The following is a 17,321-nucleotide window of genomic DNA, read 5'->3' as shown; positions in this document are numbered from 1 at the left end:
CGGAGCGTCGGCGACCGACGACAACGCCGCAGATGCGCGTGCCACGCCCCGCGACGCCGGCATGATCCAGACGACAGGCCCTAGGTGCGTTGTCGGTGGCGCGTGCCAGGATGGGGGCGTGTCGCAATCCGTAGCAGCAGCGCCGCTCATCGGCCGGGACGAGGAGGTCGCCCGCCTCGCCGGTGTGCTGGAGCGTGCCCGCGCGGGCACGGCCGGTGCGGTGCTGATCGCCGGGGACGCGGGGGTCGGCAAGACCCGGGTCCTGGACGAGATCGCCGGGCGGGCCGCCGACGCCGGGATGACCGTCCTCACCGGGCACTGCGTCGACCTCGGTGACGTGGGGCTGCCCTATCTGCCGTTCACCGAGATCCTCGGAGCGCTCGCCGGCGACGACCGTTTCGCCACGGCCTTGGCCGCGCATCCGGCGGTCGACCGGCTGCTCGGCGCGGGCACGGACGCGGCCCGGGACGCGGGCGGGAGGCTGCGCCTCTTCGAGGGCATCGCCGGTCTCCTCGCCGACCTCTCCGACATCGCTCCCCTGCTGCTGGTCCTGGAGGACCTGCACTGGGCCGACCAGTCCTCGCGCGACCTGCTCCGCTTCCTGCTCAGCCGGGGCATCCTCCAGCGCCCGGCGGGCGGGGCGCCCACCCACCGCCTCGCGGTGTTCGCGTCGTACCGCGCGGACGACCTCCACCGCCGCCATCCCCTACGGCCCCTGCTCGCCGAGCTGGTCCGGCTGCCCGCCGTGGAGCGGCTGGAGCTGAGGCCCATGGGGGACGCGGAGGTCGCCCGGTTGGTGCGCGCGCTGCGCACGGGCCCGGTACCGGACGGCACGGTCCGCCGGATCGTCGAGCGCGCCGAGGGAAACGCCTTCTACGCCGAGGAGTTGCTCGCGGCCACCGACATGGAGGCGGGCGGGGTGCCGAGCGGTCTCGCCGACGTCCTGCTGATCCGCTTCGAGCAACTCTCCGACACCGCCCAGCAGGTGCTGCGCACCGCCGCCGTAGCAGGCCGCCGCGTCGAGTACGACCTGCTGCGGGACGCGGTCCAACTCCCGGAGGACGAGCTGGAATTGGCGCTGCGCGAGGCCGTCGAGCGACAGCTCCTGGTCCCGGGGCACGCCGACACGTACTCCTTCCGGCATGCCCTCGCCCGCGAGGCGGTGTACGCGGATCTGCTGCCCGGCGAGCGCTCCCGGCTGCACGGCTCGTTCGCCCGCCTCCTCGCCGGGCGCGGCCACCCCGCCGAGAGCGCGGCCGAGCGCGCCCACCACTACCGCGAGAGCCACGACCTGGCCGAAGCGCTGGCCGCCTCCCTGGAGGCCGCCGACCACGCCCAGCGGGTGGGCGCGCCCGCCGAGGAGCTACGACATCTCGAAACCGCCCTCGATCTGTGGCGGTCGGTCGATCCGGCGGCCCGGCCCGCCGGCGAGGGCATCGACAGCGTGACCCTCACCCTGCGCGCCTCCGCCGCGGCGGCGCACGCCGGGGACGCGCACCGCGCGGTCTCCCTCACCCGGTCCGCGCTCGCCGGGATCGGCCAGGACACGGACGCCGAGCTGGCCGCCCGGGTCCGCTACACGCTGGCCGGCAACCTCATGGGCGTCGACAGTCTCACCGCCGCGTTCGCCTACAGCAGCGAGGCCCTCGCGATGATCCCCGCCGAACCGCCCTCGCGGACCTGGGTGTGGGCGGCGGCCACCCATGTGCTGACGGCACGTCAGGTCGGTGAGGACGAGATCGCGCTCCGGGTCGCCCGGCAGGCCCTGCGCATCGCCGAGGAACTCCAACTGGTCGACGCCCGGGCCGATCTGCTGATCTCGCTGGCCACCCTCGAAAAGGGCGGCCGACGCACGAAGGAGGGCCGCGAGCGGCTCGCCCAGGCCCGTGAACTGGCCCGACAGGCCGGGCACGCGCCCGTGGAGATGCGCGCGCTGTTCCATCTGGCCATCGGCAACTTCGAGTCCGGGCACCTGGAGGAATCCCTGCCCTGGCTCACCGAGGGACTGGACCGGGCCCGTCGCGCCGGACTGCTGTCCTCGCCGTACCCGCTGGAGATGCGCTACCTCCAACTCCTGGTGCTGTACACGCTCGGTCGCTGGGACGAGTGCGAGAAGGCCGCCCTGAGCGACGCGAAGGTGTTGCCGCGCATGGGCGGCTTCACCATGGGACCCGCGCTGTATGTGGCCCTGGCGCGCGGCGACTTGAGGGCCGCCGACCGGGCACGCGCCCTGCTGGACGGGCCGTTCGACTGGATGGCCGCAATGGTGGCGGGCATCGCGCTGACCGACGCCGGTGGCCTGCGGGACGATCCCGAGGCGGCCCTGGAGGCGATGCGCTCGGCGGTCGCGGCGCTCACCGACGACTCCGGCCGACGTCCCGACCTCACGGTCCGGCTCGCCGCCCTCGCCCTCGCTCCGGTCGCCGACCGGGCCGCCGCACTGCGGCTGACGGGCGACGAGGCGGGGGTACGCCGCTGGACGGAGACCGCGACGGAACTCGTCGAGCTGGCGCGGGCCGTGGCCAAGGAGGGCGACGGCCGCAAGCCGCAGGGACCCGAGGGCCTGGCGTGGCTGGCCCGCGCCGAGGCGGAGTGGACGCGGGCGACCACGGGACCGGACGCGGCGGCCTGGGAGAAGGCCGTGACCGCGTTCGACTACGGCGATGTCTATGAGCGGGCGCGCTGCCGATTCCGGTTCGCCGAAGCCCTGTTGGCGGCCGACCGGCGTGAGGAGGCCGCCGCCCAGGCACGTACGGCCCGGGAGACGGCCGCCCTGCTCGGTGCCGCGCCCCTGCTCACGCGGCTGGACGCGCTCGTCCGCCGTGGCCGCCTCGGCGACGCGGCGGCGGACGGCGGGGACGCCGGGGAGCGCCCCTCGCCGCTGACGGCCCGCGAGCAGGACGTGCTGCGACTGCTCGCGCTCGGCCGCAGCAACCGCCAGATCGGCGAGGAGCTGTTCATCACCGGCAAGACGGCGAGCGTCCATGTCTCCAACATCCTCGCGAAGCTGGGCGCCGCGAGCCGTACGGAGGCGGTGGCGATCGCCTACCGGCAGGGACTGATCACCCCGGAGGCGACGGCGTCCGGCTGAGGTTCACCGGTCGCAGTCCAGACCGGCGAGGTCAACCGCGTCGGCCATGGCCTGCATCCCCTTGTCGTTGGGGTGCAGATGGTCGCCGCTGTCGAGGAAGGGCAGCATCCTTTCCTGGTCGTAGGGGCTACGGAGGATGTGGTCGAAGTCGTCGACGGCGTCGAACTCCCCGCTGTCCCTGATGAATTGGTTCACCTCCTGGCGTACCGCCTCGCCCGCCTGGTCCCATTCGGACCAGCCCTCGTACGGTCCGACGGTGGCGCCGACGACGCACTTCCCGGCGGCGTGTGCCCGGCCGATGATCTCGCGGTAGCCGGTGATCATGTCCTGGGCGGTGACGCCGCTGTGGGCCTTGATGTCGTTGACCCCTTCGAACAGGAACACCGTGCGGACACCGGGCTGCGACAGGACGTCCCGTTGCAGCCGTGCGAGGGCGCTCTGCCCTGCGCCGTCCGCGAGCACCTTGTTGCCGGAGATCCCTTCGTTCGCCACTCCCTTGACCGTCGTGTCGGCGCGCTGGAGCCGTCGGGCCAGGTAGTCGGGCCAGCGCCGGTTCTGGTCCGTCGTGGTCACCCAGCCGTCCGTGATGGAGTCGCCGAGGGCGACCACGGCGCTGGTGTCCGCGGCCGTCCGTACGGTGACGGCGTCGAGGTAGTACCAGGCGCCGATGGTGTCGGTCCAGGCGGTGCCGCTCTCCTCGGAGGTGTGGTCGCCCTGGGTCGCGTACGACGTCTGCATGGCGAGTCCGTGACCGGTCGCCGGGCCCGCCGCGTCCGGGCTGTGGATGCTGACCACCAGGTTGGTGGCGGTCGGCAGCGTGCCGGTCAGCGGGTCGCTGTAGGCGGTCGCCCCGGCGGGGACGGTGATCGACCGTCCGCCGCCGAAGGTGAGCCGCCGGTTGGAACGGCGCACCAGCGTGGCGCCGTCCTTCTGCACGCCCGCGTAGACGCTGTCGAAGGTCACCGGCCGGTCGCCGAACGCGTTGGAGAGCCGGATCCGCGGCTCACCGCCCGCGACACTGGTGTGCACGATCAGGCGGTAGCTGCGGCCGGCCGCTCCGTCGCCCATGCGGTCGGCGCTCGCTCCCCAGGTGACGACGGTGTGCGAGTCGCCCGAGGCCGACGCCGAGGTTGGGACGGTGGGCTCCGGCCGTGCCTGTGCGGGCACGGCCTGGAGAGCCACGGCCGTCATCAGGAGAGCCAGCCCACGGCTTAACCGTGCCCGTCCGCCCGTCACCGGGCGAAGTCCCGCAGCGTGACGGACTCGCCCGGTGCGAGCCGCACCGTCCGGGTGGTGGTGCCGAAGGCCACTGTCGTGGTCCGGCCGTTGACGCTGCGGATCTTCACCTCGGTCGGCTTCCCGTTCTTCCAGTGGAGGTCCACGACGAAGCCGCCGCGTGCGCCGACACCGGTGACCGACCCGGACGCGGCCCATGCGTCGGGGAGCGCCGGGAGGAGTTCCAGATGCCCGGGGCGGGAGTAGAGGAGCATCTCGATCATCGCGGCGGGGGTACCGAAGTTGGCCTCGATCTGGAAGATCCCGTTGCCCACGTCGACCTGGTAGATGTCGAAGAGGTTGGAGGCGGTGCCGTTGCTGCCGTTGGTCGACGGGCGGAGGTTGTTCACGACCAACTGGTAGGCCTTGTCGGCGTTCTTGAGCCGCGACCAGCACAGGCTGCGCCAGGCGTTGGCCCAGCCGAAGCTCTCCATGCCGCGGGCGGTGAGCAGGGCGGTGGCGCCCTCGACGATGTCCTTCGGAGTGGAACCGTCCGGGCGGATGCGGTCGCCCGGGAAGAGTCCGATGAGCGGGGACAGGTGCCGGTGGGTGGTTTCGCCGAGGTTGTCCGGGGACATCCACTCCTCCAGCCAGCCCGTCTTGGGGCTGACCACCGGGAGGTACAGCTTCTTGCGGAGCCCGGCGATCGTGCCCGCGTAGCCGGTGTCCTTCTTCAACTCGGCTGCCGCGACGCAGTAGTTGCCGAAGAGCGCCCACACGAGTTCCTGGGCGTAGGTGATGCCCTTCGCGTCGAGCGGTCCCTGCTCGGGCGACCAGTCGCTGTCGGCGATCAGCACCTCCTTCGAGCTGCCGGGCAGGGTCGTGGTGAGCAGCCGTGCCTCCCAGAACTCGACGGCGCCCTTGAGGAGCGGGTAGATCTTCGCGAGGTGGGCGCGTGAGCCCGTGAACTCGTAGTGCTCCCAGAGGGTGTTGCTCAGCCAGGCGTTACCGGCCGGGTGCCACCACCAACCTCCGCCGCCGTAGGGGTTGGTGGAGATGGCGACGGTCCAACCGGCGTTCTTCCCGCTGGAGTTGCGGTAGCGGTTGCGGGGGTCGTTGAAGAGCCTGCGGGTGACGTCGGTCCAGTCCGGGAGCTGGGCGACGCAGTAGTCGGTGAACGCGTCGAAGCACTGGGAGAGTCCGGCGCGGTCGGCCATCCAGTAGTTCATCTGGATGTTGATGTCGGTGTGGTAATCGCCCATCCAGTCCGGGTCGTTGCCGTCGAGCCAGTTCCCCTGGAGGCCCATCGGCAGGCTCCCCCGCGAACCGGCGATCATCAGATAGCGGCCGAACTGGAGGTAGGCGGCTTCGAGTTCGGGGTCGGGCACGCCGTCGCGGGCGCGGGCCTGGAGGCGCTCCCAGGTGTCCAGGGCGCGCTGGTCGGCGGACGAGGTGCCGAGCGAGATGCCCAGCTGCCCGAACAGCACGCCGTGGTCGGCGACATGGGTGTGCAGCAGGGTGGCCGCCGTGTGCTTGGCGGCTGCGGCGACCTTGGTGCGGGCCAGCTGCCGCGGGTCGAGGGACGGATCGCGGTAGCGGGCCTTCGAGTTGGGCGCGTAGTTGGTGCCGCCGCTCAGTACGACGGTGACGTCCTTGCAGCCGGAGAAGGCGACGCGCGAGCCGTTCACCGTGACGCTGCCGCCGCTGCCGTACGCGGTGACGGCGGCGCCGTAGCGCAGGCCGTTGGCCAGGGTGCCGCCGAACGAGCGGGCGTCCGCGGCCGGTTCGCCGTGGGTGCCCGCGAGGTCGACGGTGCCGGTGTAGCGTCCGCCGCCGTCCTGGGTGAAGTGCAGCACGATCACGTCGTCGGGTCGGCTGGCGAACAGCTGCCGCTGGTACGTCACTCCGGAGCGGACGTACGAGGTGGTCGCCACGCCCTGCTCCAGGTCGAGGGTGCGGCGGTAGCCGTTGACCGCGCCCAGGTCGTGGTCGGGGATGTCGACGGTGAGCCGGGCCAGCAGGGTGAGGGAGCCGAAGTCGGCGCGGCCGTAGGGGAATTGGCCGTCCGAGTCGAGGGTGTCATTGAGGCCGCCGGTCCACATGGTGGCGTCGGTGACGAGGAGGACCTCGTGGCCGGGGTCGTTGCCAGCGAGGGCACCGAGGCGGCCGTTGCCGACGGGGAGGCCCTGTTCGATCATCGAGTTGTCGTCGGCGGGGGCCTGCCACCACAGGGTGTTGCGTGAAGTGCCGCCGCTGTACGAGGAGTTGGCGGGTCGCTCCGGTGTGGCGGAGGCGGTGAAGGCGGGCAGGCCGGCGAGGGCGCCGGTGGCCGCGGCGAGGGCGAGGACGTTGCGTCTGGGCAGGTCGAACGGTGCACTGGACATGGGGGGTCTCCGCAAAGGTCGGCTCAGGAGGAGGACTTGGGCACGTCGATCCGGTCGATGTCCGGTGCGTAGCTCGAACCGCTGTCGAAGGTGATGGTGTTGGCGCCCGCCTTCAACGTGACCGGCACGCTGACCGATCCGACGGTCCCCCAGTCGCCGGTGGACGGGAACTTGTGGCTGGTGGCGCCGTTGCCGTTCGCCGAGATGCTCGCCGAGCGGGAGTCGCCGCTGACGTAGGCGATCTTCACCTGGTAGGTGCCGGCCTTGGCGACGACGACGTTGTTGATGGTGAGCTTGCCGCCGAGGTAGAGGTTGCCGACCTTGTGGGCGCCCGAACAGGCCGAGCAGTCCGCGATGTTGGCATTGCCGCTCAGGGTGTTGGTGGTGGCCTCGGCCTCGTAGGCGGTCGAGGTGACGGCGCTGCCGTGCGGGGTGACGGTGAAGAGACGGGAGCCGTGGGCGGGCAGGGCCTGGGTCACCTTGTCGGTGTAGGAGCCGAGGTCCTCGTGGTTCCAGAGGTCACGGACGTCGGCCTTGCCGGTGAAGCCGAGGGTCGTCCAGTTGGCGGAGACGGCGGCGGGGGCACTGGCGAGGTTGAACAGGGCGACCGTATAAGTGCCGTTGGGGTTCTTGGCGGCCCACACCTGTTGGGCGTCGGACGGGGTGACGGGGCGGGCGGGCGGCGCGTCGCTCTGGTCCACGGCGATGACCTCACGGTTGGTGAGGAGGGAGAGGCCGTAGTCGTCGAGTCGGGTGAGGTCGTCGCCGGTGAACAGCGGGGACTTGGCGACGGCCCAGAGGGTGGCGTAGCTCTGGCGTTCCGCCTTGGTCAGGCCGTCCATCGCGCCGTTGCCGACGTCGAGGGAGTCGAGGTCGTTCCAGCCACCCGGGCCTGCCTGGCCGGTCCAGGCCGGGGCGTCGTCCCAGCGGTCGTCGACCGAATTCTCCCAGCTGACAAGGGTGTTGCAGTAGCACTCGACGTCGGTGTCGATGCGCCAGCCGTTGGAGTACTTCTTCCAGTCGGCGGCGTGCCCGTAGTCGAGGGACCAGGAGAGTTCCAGGTGGATCGGGCGTCCGGTGGCGGTGATGGCCTTGTTCCAGGCGGCCACGTCGGCAACGTTGTCGTATTGATCACCGCTCTTGCCCGAACCGGGGCCGACACCGTCGAGCTTGAGGAAGTCGTAGCCCCAGCCTGCGATCAACTGGGCCTGGGAATCGATGTACTTCTGGGCGCAGGGCCGCGAGAAGTCGATCTTGTACGCGCTGTCCCAGCCGTTGGTGGTGCGCAGGTCGCTGTAGACGATGTCGGCGGTGGTGCAGCCGTCGGCGTTCCAGATGGGCGTCTTTCCGTCGCCGTAGGCGCCCTTCTCCAGGCCTGCGGGGAGGTAGATGCCGGCCTTGAGGCCCTTGGAGTGGATGCGGTCGGCGACGGCCTTCATGCCGCTGGGGAAGCGGACCGGGTCGGCCTTCTGGCGGCCGTACTCGTCGAATCCGGACTTCCAGGTCTTGTCCATCCACCAGCCCGCGTCGATGTTGACGTGGTCGTAGCCGTACTTCTTCAACTTGCTGGCCAGCGCGTCCGTCTGCTTGTCGACGTTCGCCTCGGTGAGGTAGCTGTAGTCGCCGTCCGGGTTCAGGCCGGGGTACTTGGACGACTGCATGCTCCAACTCGACCAGCCCATATAGGGCTTGGCCGCGACGGTGGGCGCGGTGTCCGCGTGCGCGGTGGGGAGGTGGGTGGCGAAGCCTGCGGTGAGGGCCAGGACCACCATGGCTCTCAGGGCGCGAACGGGCGTGAGGGAGTACATCGTTGGGCTCCTCGTGCGGGTCTGAGGGTGATCGTGCGGGCTAGTCGGCGGCTCGGATGAAGGACTGGATCGCGGTGGCGGCGGCTCCGCGCGCCCACTCGTCGAAGGGCAGCGGGCGGGTGCGCACGTCGCAGCGGGCGGCGGAGCCGAAGGCGGCCTCGGCGAAGGAGTCGCGGATCTGCTCGGCGAACAGGTCGTAGGCGGCGAGGCCTTCGCCGGAGATGATCACGCGTTCGGGGCCGAGCAGGTTGGCCACGGTCGCGATGCCCCGGCCGATCGCCTCCCCGGCCCGCGCGTAGACCTCGCGCGCTCCGGCGTCGCCCCGGTGGGCGAGGGCCACGGCTTCTAACGTGTCGGCGACCTGAACACCCGTCACCTCGCGGACCCGGGCGACGATCGCCGCGTCCCCGGCGATCGCCTCGACGCAGCCCCGGTTGCCGCAGTGGCAGCGGGGCCCGGCGGGATCGACGACGACATGGCCGATCTCGCCCGCGACCCCGTGGGCGCCCGCGACGACCCGGCCGTGCACGACCAGTCCGCAGCCGATGCCCGCGCCGACGGTCACCACCGCGAAGTCCGTGAGTCCGGCTCCGGCGCCGAACCACTGCTCGGCGACGGTCAGCGCGCGCACGTCGTTGTCGACGGTGACCGGCAACCCCGTTGTCATGGCGGCCAGTTCGGCGAGCGGTACGTCCCGCCACTCCAGGAACGGCGAGTAGCGGACGACCCCTTCGCCGCGGTCCACGTCGCCGGAGACCGCGAGGCCGAGGCCGACCACCTGGATGCCCAACTCGTCGGCCTCGGTGCGGAGTTCCTGGGCCAGGTCCGCGATCGAGGCCAGCACCGCCCTGGGGTCGCGGTCGGTCAGCGGCACATGGCGGGCGACCCGGATACGACAGCACAGATCGGTGAGGACGCCGATGATCTCGTCGCCGGTCACCTTGACCCCGATGAACAGCGCGCGCCCGCCGTCGACCCGGACGAGGTTCGCGGGCCGTCCCAGCGCCGGAGGCGCGTCCTCGTCCGCGCCCTCCGTCAGATACCCCGCCTCGATCAGCGGCCGCACCGCCTTGGTCACGGCCGCCGCCGACAGCCCCGCCCGGCGGGCCACCTCAAGCCGGGTGAGGGGGCCGTGGGACAGCACGGTCGTGAAGACCTGTGAGGCGGCCGGCGTGTGGACCGGGAACGACTCGGTGTGGGGGATCGAGCGCATGGCCGGAACCTAGATGCCTTCTTTTCCGTCGTCAATGAAAGAAGCAGGATTCGTCCGGTCCAAGTCGACGACCGGTCCGACGGAGCCGCCCGTGGCCGGAGTCGCGTTGTCAGTGCCGGGCGGCACAATCGCCGTATGACGACGATCGACTGGTCCGAGCTGACCCACGCCTACGGCAGCGCCGAGGACATCCCCGGCCTGTTCGCGCGACTCGGCGGCTCCGAGGACGACGCGGTGTGGCAGGAGTTGTGGGGTTCCCTGTGTCACCAGGGGTCGGTGTACGAGGCGAGTTGGGCGGCGATGCCCGTGCTCGTCGACATCGCGCTGGAGCGGGCACCGGGCGGGCCGATACAGGCGGTCACCATGGCCGGTCTGATCACCACGGACCCGGACGAGGACTGCCAGCAGCGCTATGGGCGCGAGATAGGCCAACTGCTCGACGTCGCGCGCCGGTTGCGCGCCGACCCGACGCAGGACGCGCACACCTTCGTCTACTTGCAGATGGCCGTGCTCGCCTTCGAGGGCGGCGGGGTGTGGGCCGAGGCTCTGGAGGGTGTGAACAGCGAGGAGTACGACCTCGAATGCCCCGAGTGCGAGGAGGGCCTGTACGTCGCGTTCGGTTCCTACGGCGTCTTCACGTCGGCCGGCGACTACGTGACCGGCACGGGCGAGGAGGAGAACACGGAGGGGCGGACGGAGTTGATACCGGCCGTGCCCGAGGCGCTCGACGGCATCGGTGCGCGACTGCACGGCGAGGCGGTCGAGTTCGGGCAGCCGGAGGTCGCGACCGCGCTGACCTATGTGTTCGGGAAGGCGAGCTGCCCTTCCTGCGAGGCCGTGTTCACGGTGTCCGAGGAGATCGAGAAGCAGTGGATCTGAGGCGGCCGGACCTCCGGGTGCCCCGCTCGTGGCGGGACACCCGGACGGTCGTCAGTGCCTGGCCGCGGGGGTGTTGGCGACCGTGACGTTCACGGCGGCCCAGGCCTCGTCGACGGTCTGGTACGCCGTGCTGTTCGCGCCGTAGAGGTCCGTTGCCGCCTTCAGCGTGGCGAGGCGCGCGTCGTGGAAGTCGGTGGTGGACACCATGTAGCGGGTGAGCGCGCGGTAGAAGATCGCGGTGGCCTTGGCGCGTCCGATGCCGGTGACCGTGGACCCGTCGTAGGTGGGCGAGTCGTAGGTGAAGCCGCCGATCGTCTTGCGTCCGCTGCCCTCGGCGAGCAGGTAGTACGCGTGCGAGGAGACACCGGAACCGGCGTGCACCTCGGCGTCGTACGTCTGGGGCGACCAGTAGTCGATGGTGCCTTCGAGCTTGTCGAGGGAGGGGTGGTCGAGGCGGCGCAGGAACTTCTGGGCGAGGCCGAGTTTCTCGCCGATGAGGTAGTTCGGCGGGTTCTTCGCGTTGTTGGCGCTGAACTCGACGTTGGAGCCGAAGATGTCCGCGAGGGACTCGTTCAGGGAGCCCGCCTCGCCGTACTGGTTGCCGTCCGCGTCGACGCGGGTCGGCTCCAGCTCGGCGGTGGCGTCCACGACGCCGTGGGTCAGCTCGTGGCCCGTGACGTCGAGGACGACGAGCGGCTTCTTGAACATGTCGCCGTCACCGTCGCCGTAGAGCATGCAGTCGCAGGTCGAGTCCCAGAAGGCGTTGGCGACCTTCTTGCCGAAGTGGACCATGCCGCGGGCGGCCTTGCCGTCGTTGGCTATGCCCTTGCGGCCGAAGGTCTTCTTGTAGAAGTCCAGGGTCTTGGTGATGCCGTACTGGGCGTCGACGGCGGCGCTGTCGCGGTGCGAGACGGTGCCGTTGCCCCACTTGTCGGTGGTGCTGGTGAACGCCTTGCCGCGCGCGAAGCTCTCCAGTTCCTGCCCCTTGGCGTCGCGCGTCTCGGTGCCCCAGCGGGTGGGGTCCTTGAGGAGGTAACTGGTGCGTGCCGTACGGGTGGTGGTCAGCGGCACCTTGCCGACGAAGAGGGAGGTGCCGGTGCCCGTGGCGGTGACGGGGTAGTGGACCGCGCGCGCCGCGGTGGCCGCGGTGAGCGCGGTCGGCTGTGCGGCGGTGCCGGTGGTCGGGTTCAGGGTCTCGCCGCGCTCGCGCAGGGTGTCGAGCAGTTCGGGTGAGAGGAACTCGTCGCTGTCGGGGGTGTTGCTGCGGACCTTGCCGGTGACGGCGTCGATGACGACGGTGCGGGTGCCGGTGGCCTCGGCGGTGTCGCTGTCGCTGACGGGGACCTGGTAGGCGAGGGCGGCCCGGCCGTCGCGGGCGTCGACCACGAGGCTGGCGGTGCCCGCGTCGCCCTTGGCGACGGCGGCGGCCTTGGTCTCGGCCTCCGCCGCCGTCAACTCGGGCCGCGTGGTGGCGGGTTCGACGCTGTGGTCGGCCGCCCTGGTGACCCCGGTGTAGGCCAGTTGGCGGGAGAGGTGGACGACGAGGTCGCCGCCGAGGACCGGCATGCCCCGGTGCGTACGGATGAACCGGACATGGCGTGCGCCCTCGGGGTCGATCATCACGTCCTTGGCCCGGAGTCCGTCGCCCTGGACGACGCCGGTCGCCGCCGCGTGCGCGAAGGCGGCGGCACGCGCGGCCGTGACGACGGACGCGGCGGTGGTGCCGTCGGCCGCCACCGCGTGGTCATTCCCCGTGGCCGGTCCCGCGAAGGCCGTTCCGGCCAGTCCCGTGGCGGCCGTCGTCACGGCGACGGCGACCGCCAGGCCGCGTATGTGGGATCCACGCATGGGTGAGGGCTCCTCGCTTCGAGACGGCCGGGATCGCCGACCGCCTTGAGACCGGGCGCGGTTGACAGCGCCCGGGGGGCTGGTCGGGCCCCGAGGCGAAACCCTTACGGATCAGTCATGTGCATGTAAAGCCGAAATGAACGGTATTCGTGGCTTTCATGGCAATACTTTACAAATCCGCGTCGCCCAGTGATCAGTGAGTGACCAACTGTGCGACACCTGTGGAGATGTGACGGGCTGCGAGAAGGTTCCCTCGCGCGACTGTGACAGATCTCGCATACAGAGAACGGGAGAGAACCGGATGGTCTCAAGAACGCTGCGCGGAGCCACGGTGTCCGCAGCCGCGCTGGTGACGCTCACGGCGGTACCCGCGCATGCCGCGACCCACGAGCCGGACACGGCGGACACCACGGCCGGCCGAGCGGTCGCGCTTCCGGCGCCCGACATGGCGGGTCTCCGCGCCGTGCTGCGCACCCTCACGGCACAGGGCGCACCCGGAGCGATCGCCCGCGTCGACGACCGCGGAACCGTCCGCACGGCCGCCGCCGGCATCGCGGACCGTACGACACACCGAGCCATCGACAACGGCGACCGCTTCCGGATCGGCAGCGTCACCAAGTCGTTCTCCGCCGTCGTCCTGCTCCAACTCGTCGACGCGCACAAGCTCGACCTGGACGCCTCGGTCAACCGCTACCTGCCCGGCCTGCTGCCGGACAAGCGGATCACCGTACGGCACCTGCTCAGCCACCGCAGCGGCCTGTACGACTACACGAACTCGATGTTCGCCAACTCGGTCTCCGGTTTCGAGGCCGTACGCGACAAGGTCTTCACCTACCGGCAGCTGGTACGGCTGTCCCTGAAGCACCCGCGCACCAACGCGCCGGGCGCCGTCTACTCGTACTCGAACACCAACTTCGTGGTCGCCGGGATGCTCATCGAGAAACTGACCGGCCACTCCGTGGGAACTGCGTACCGCGACCGCATCATCAAGCCGCTCAAGCTCCGCGACACCTTCTACGTCCACCCGGACACGAAGATCCCGGGCCGCCACGCCCACGGCTACCTCACCCAGGACCGCGCGGGCGCGAGACCGGTCGACGCGACCGACCAGACGGCGTCCTGGGCCCAGAGCGCGGGCGCGCTCATCTCCACCACCCACGACCTGAACACCTTCTTCTCCGCCCTGCTCTCCGGCAGGCTCACCTCCGCCTCCGCCCTCGCACAGATGGAGCGGTGGACTCCGGTCAACAGCACGACGCGCTACGGCCTCGGACTGCGCCGACGCGACCTGTCCTGCGGCGTCTCCGTGTACGGCCACACGGGCGCGGTCCAGGGTTTCTACACCTACTCCTTCACCTCGAAGGACGGCCGCCGCAGCCTGACCGCGCTGGCCAACACCTCCAACAACGGCACGGTGCTGAACACGATGGCGGGCGCCCTGGAGTCGGCGTTCTGCGGCAAGCGCACCAGGGCGGTCCAGGGTTCACCGCTCACCGGCCGAGGCTCCTACGTCACCGAACGGCACGTGGCCTACGAGGACATCGCGCCGGCGATCGCCCGGGACTGAGGGCGCTTCACGGCACGAGGGTTCCCGCGCCACGGCACCCACCGCGTCGCGCGGGAACCCTCGTGCCATGACGGAGCGTTGAACGGAGGACGAACTCCCCCACCGGGCACTCCCCCGGGCACGAACAGCGAGGGCGGTGCCATGAACGAGCTGGTGCCGGGCGGCAATCTGCCTCTCCCGGGCGGTGCCATGACCCTGCGGGTGCCCGGCCCGTTCGACGTGTCGGCGTTGATCACGGACGAGAGCGGCAAGGTCGGCGGTGACGCGGACTTCGTGTTCTACAACCAGCCGACCGTGACCGGAGCCCGCCTCCAGGGCGACACCCTGACCGTCGACCCAGCCCGTCTCCGCGCCGGTGCCGCCAGGGTCACCGTCGTCGTCAGCCCCGCCGACCCCGGCACACCGCTGGGGCGGCTGCCCGCACCCACCCTGCATGTCGCCGACGCGGGCAGCCGTCCGCTCGCCCGTTTCACCCCGGCCCGCCCCCAGCGGGAGACCGTACTGCTCCTCGCCGAGCTCTACCGGCGCGGCACGGGCTGGAAGCTGCGCGCGCTGGGGCAGGGGTACGCCGACGGACTCGCGGGCATCGCGCGGGACTTCGGCGTGGACGTCGTCGAGGACACGGCTCCCGGTCCCACCCCTGTCGGTGTGGCACGAGGCGGGGGCTCCCCCAACTCCCCGGCGCCCGACCCGACCGGCTTCCTCGCCCTGGTCAACTCGGCCCGCGCCAAAGCCGGTTCACCACCCGTCGCGCTCGATTCCCGGCTCGCGTCGGCCGCGCAGGCCCACGTCTCCGACATGGCCGCCGCAGGGCACCTCAGCACCGAGGGCCGCGACGGCACCTCCGTGTACCAGCGGGTGATCCACGCCGGATACGCCTATCTCACCGTCGGCGAACACCTGGTCTCCGGTCCGCGCACCCCCGCGGAGTTCGTCGACTACTGTCTCCGCACCGAGCAGGCCCGCCGCACACTGCTCGAACGGGACGTCACGCACGCGGGTCTCGCCCAGGCGGTCGCCCGCTCCGGCGACGTCTACTGGACGGCGTTGTGGGCGAAGCCGCTCAGCGCCGCCGACCTGGACCAAACGGCGCGTGGCGTCGTCGAGTTGACCAACAGGGAGCGGACGAGGGCCGGACTGTCCCCCCTCTCCGTGGACCCGCTGCTCGCCGCCGCCGCGCAGGCGCACAGCACGGACATGGTGACCCGGGCCTTCTACTCGCACACCTCCCCCGACGGCTCCCAGCCCTGGGACCGGGCCGCCGCCGCGGGCTCACGCAGGCGCACGATCGGCGAGAACATCGCCTGCGGTCAGCGCTCCCCCGCCGAGGTCGTGGAGGGCTGGATGAACAGCCCAGGCCATCGCGCCAACATCCTGAAGCCGGACTTCACCCACATAGGCATCGGCTTCGCGGGCGGCGGACAGATGGGGACGTACTGGACGCAACTTTTCGGCGCCTGACCATCCGGCGAGGTCGAGCCGTCCACGATCTTGGCGGAATGAGATCTTCCGGGTCAGGATGCCCGCATGAAGGGTGATCTGTTTTCCAGTGAGCACATGGTGCAGCCGGCCACCGCGCCGGGCATGACCGTAGAGAACGCGAAGTGCATCAGGTACGCGGTGAACGGCGAGATGCTCGCCCGCCAGGGGGCGATGATCGCCTACCGCGGCAACCTCCAGTTCGAGCGCAAGGGCCAGGGCGTGGGCGGCATGCTCAAGCGCGCGGTCACCGGTGAGGGCCTGCCGTTGATGGCGGTGCGCGGCCAGGGCGAGGCGTGGTTCGCGCACGAGGCGCAGAACTGCTTCGTGGTCGAGATCGATCCCGGTGACGAGTTCACCGTCAACGGCCGCAACGTCCTGTGTTTCGACGCCTCGTTGTCGTACGCGATCAAGACGGTGAAGGGGTCCGGGATCGCGGGTGGCGGCCTGTTCAACAGTGTCTTCACCGGGCAGGGCAAGCTGGGTCTGGTCTGCGAGGGCAATCCGCTGGTCATACCCGTCTCGCCGCAGTACCCGGTGTTCGTCGACACGGACGCAGTGGTCGGCTGGTCGGCCAACCTCCAGACCTCGCTGCACCGTTCGCAGTCCATCGGGTCGATGCTGCGCGGCGGTTCCGGCGAGGCCGTCCAACTCATGCTCCAGGGACAGGGGTTCGTCGTCGTACGGCCCAGCGAGGTGACTCCGCAGAAGGCGCAGCAGCACTGAGGTTCCGATCCGGCACCGACCCTGAAACGTGTTGACCTGCGGGTCCCTTCCGAGTCAGGGTCGGAGGCGGCACGGACCACCTTGCCCCGTGCCGGGAGGATGACTGCCTTGATCGGCATCTCGGACATCGAAGCCGCCGCCGAGCGGATCGCCGGACACGTCGTACGCACCCCGACCGTGGAGAGCCCCGGGCTCTCGGAGCTGCTCGGTGTCCCGGTCACGACGAAGCTGGAGCTGTTGCAGCGCACGGGTTCCTTCAAGGCGCGCGGTGCCACGGCGAAGCTGCTGTCGCTCGGCGAGGCCGAGTTGGCGGCCGGGGTGGTGGCCGTCAGCGGCGGCAATCACGGGATCGCGCTCGCGGTCATGGCGGCTGCGCTGGATGTGAAGGCCACGGTGGTGATGCCGCGTTCGGCACCGGCGCGGTCCGTCGCGCTGGTGGAGGCGGCGGGCGCGTCGCTGCGGCTGACCGAGGACATGCCGAGCGCGTTCGCGCTGGTGAACCGGTTGCGGGACGAGGGGCTGACCCTGGTCCATCCGTTCGACGACCCGGTGGTGATCGCCGGACAGGGCACCGTGGGGCTGGAGTTCGCGGACGACGCCGGTGAACTCACCGACGTCCTGGTCAGCATCGGCGGCGGTGGGCTGATCGCCGGGGTCGCCGCCGCGCTGCACGCCCGGCGGCCCGGGATCCGTGTCTGGGGTGTGGAGACCGAGGGTGCCGAGGCGATGTCCGCGGCGCTCGCGGCCGGTGGCCCGGTGCCGGTCACCCCGTCCTCGATCGTGACCACGCTCAGCGCGCCGGCCGTGTCGCAGCTGACGTACGACCATGTGTCGGCCCTGGTCACCGGGGTGTTGACCGTCCCGGACCGGGACGCCGTGCGGGGCTGTCTCGACCTCGCCGAGCACGGCAAGGTGTGGACGGAGCCCGCCGCGGGCTGTCTGCTGCCCGCCGCCCGGCAGGTCCTTGAGCGGGTCGGCGACGGCGCGCGGCTCGGCCTCGTGGTGTGCGGGGGCAACGCGACGGCCGGGGAGATCGCGGACTGGTCGGAGCGCTTCGGGCTGCGCTGACCTGCCGTTGACGGCATGGGTGAGGCAGTCTTCCCGCATGACG

Annotated in this window: 11 protein-coding genes; 6 read left to right on the top strand and 5 right to left on the bottom strand. The window is 71.0% G+C overall.

The genetic code is table 11. From position 1 onward, the window contains the following. Nucleotides 1–118 precede the first annotated feature (118 nt). A complete protein-coding gene (locus tag ACWIHT_RS01765) occupies nucleotides 119–3,091 on the top strand; it encodes a helix-turn-helix transcriptional regulator (RefSeq protein WP_456163289.1) in 2,973 nt (990 codons plus the stop codon). A gap of 3 nt (nucleotides 3,092–3,094) precedes the next feature. Here the strand turns inward: ACWIHT_RS01765 and ACWIHT_RS01760 are convergent, their stop codons facing one another. The 4 genes from ACWIHT_RS01760 to ACWIHT_RS01745 are packed head-to-tail and all read right to left on the bottom strand — an operon-like array spanning nucleotide 3,095 to nucleotide 9,711. Further along, nucleotides 3,095–4,282, bottom strand: coding sequence for an SGNH/GDSL hydrolase family protein (locus tag ACWIHT_RS01760; RefSeq protein WP_456163287.1), 1,188 nt, complete (start codon nucleotides 4,280–4,282; stop codon nucleotides 3,095–3,097). Between the two features lie 41 nt (nucleotides 4,283–4,323). Beyond that, nucleotides 4,324–6,690 (bottom strand): glycosyl hydrolase family 95 catalytic domain-containing protein, encoded by a 2,367-nt coding sequence (locus ACWIHT_RS01755; protein WP_456163285.1) that lies wholly within the window; start codon nucleotides 6,688–6,690, stop codon nucleotides 4,324–4,326. Nucleotides 6,691–6,713: 23 nt separating this feature from the next. After that, complete coding sequence (locus ACWIHT_RS01750; RefSeq protein WP_456163283.1) at nucleotides 6,714–8,498, bottom strand: alpha-galactosidase D; 1,785 nt, start codon at nucleotides 8,496–8,498, stop codon at nucleotides 6,714–6,716. 40 nt (nucleotides 8,499–8,538) lie between these two features. Continuing rightward, a complete protein-coding gene (locus ACWIHT_RS01745) occupies nucleotides 8,539–9,711 on the bottom strand; it encodes an ROK family transcriptional regulator (protein WP_456163281.1) in 1,173 nt (390 codons plus the stop codon). A 135-nt stretch (nucleotides 9,712–9,846) separates the two neighbouring features. Between ACWIHT_RS01745 and ACWIHT_RS01740 the strand changes: the two genes are divergently transcribed. Then, nucleotides 9,847–10,590, top strand: coding sequence for a hypothetical protein (locus ACWIHT_RS01740; RefSeq protein ID WP_456163279.1), 744 nt, complete (start codon nucleotides 9,847–9,849; stop codon nucleotides 10,588–10,590). A gap of 51 nt (nucleotides 10,591–10,641) precedes the next feature. Here ACWIHT_RS01740 and ACWIHT_RS01735 read toward each other — a convergent pair whose 3' ends face one another. Next, nucleotides 10,642–12,438, bottom strand: coding sequence for a M4 family metallopeptidase (locus ACWIHT_RS01735; protein WP_456163277.1), 1,797 nt, complete (start codon nucleotides 12,436–12,438; stop codon nucleotides 10,642–10,644). Nucleotides 12,439–12,739: 301 nt separating this feature from the next. Here ACWIHT_RS01735 and ACWIHT_RS01730 point away from each other — a divergent pair, with 301 nt between their 5' ends. From ACWIHT_RS01730 to ACWIHT_RS01715, 4 genes are all read left to right on the top strand, one after another. After that, nucleotides 12,740–14,005: a serine hydrolase domain-containing protein gene (locus tag ACWIHT_RS01730; protein WP_456163275.1), complete on the top strand. Its 1,266-nt coding sequence runs from the start codon at nucleotides 12,740–12,742 to the stop codon at nucleotides 14,003–14,005. 141 nt (nucleotides 14,006–14,146) lie between these two features. Beyond that, nucleotides 14,147–15,466: a CAP domain-containing protein gene (locus ACWIHT_RS01725; protein WP_456163273.1), complete on the top strand. Its 1,320-nt coding sequence runs from the start codon at nucleotides 14,147–14,149 to the stop codon at nucleotides 15,464–15,466. A gap of 66 nt (nucleotides 15,467–15,532) precedes the next feature. Beyond that, entirely contained in the window at nucleotides 15,533–16,210 is a 678-nt protein-coding gene (locus ACWIHT_RS01720; RefSeq protein WP_456163271.1) for an AIM24 family protein, read from the top strand. Nucleotides 16,211–16,318: 108 nt separating this feature from the next. After that, nucleotides 16,319–17,278: a threonine/serine dehydratase gene (locus ACWIHT_RS01715; protein ID WP_456163269.1), complete on the top strand. Its 960-nt coding sequence runs from the start codon at nucleotides 16,319–16,321 to the stop codon at nucleotides 17,276–17,278. The last annotated feature ends 43 nt before the right edge of the window (nucleotides 17,279–17,321 follow it).

The organism is Streptomyces sp. NPDC002276, from assembly GCF_053891435.1.
This window is presented reverse-complemented; position numbering and strand designations above follow the sequence as displayed.

Coding starts and splice junctions, on each gene's coding strand:
- ACWIHT_RS01760 (WP_456163287.1), bottom strand. CDS start 4,282: ATGACGGCCGTGGCTCTCCAGGCCGTGCCCGCACAGGCACGGCCGGAG.
- ACWIHT_RS01755 (WP_456163285.1), bottom strand. CDS start 6,690: ATGTCCAGTGCACCGTTCGACCTGCCCAGACGCAACGTCCTCGCCCTC.
- ACWIHT_RS01750 (WP_456163283.1), bottom strand. CDS start 8,498: ATGTACTCCCTCACGCCCGTTCGCGCCCTGAGAGCCATGGTGGTCCTG.
- ACWIHT_RS01745 (WP_456163281.1), bottom strand. CDS start 9,711: ATGCGCTCGATCCCCCACACCGAGTCGTTCCCGGTCCACACGCCGGCC.
- ACWIHT_RS01740 (WP_456163279.1), top strand. CDS start 9,847: ATGACGACGATCGACTGGTCCGAGCTGACCCACGCCTACGGCAGCGCC.
- ACWIHT_RS01735 (WP_456163277.1), bottom strand. CDS start 12,438: ATGCGTGGATCCCACATACGCGGCCTGGCGGTCGCCGTCGCCGTGACG.
- ACWIHT_RS01730 (WP_456163275.1), top strand. CDS start 12,740: ATGGTCTCAAGAACGCTGCGCGGAGCCACGGTGTCCGCAGCCGCGCTG.
- ACWIHT_RS01725 (WP_456163273.1), top strand. CDS start 14,147: ATGAACGAGCTGGTGCCGGGCGGCAATCTGCCTCTCCCGGGCGGTGCC.
- ACWIHT_RS01720 (WP_456163271.1), top strand. CDS start 15,533: ATGAAGGGTGATCTGTTTTCCAGTGAGCACATGGTGCAGCCGGCCACC.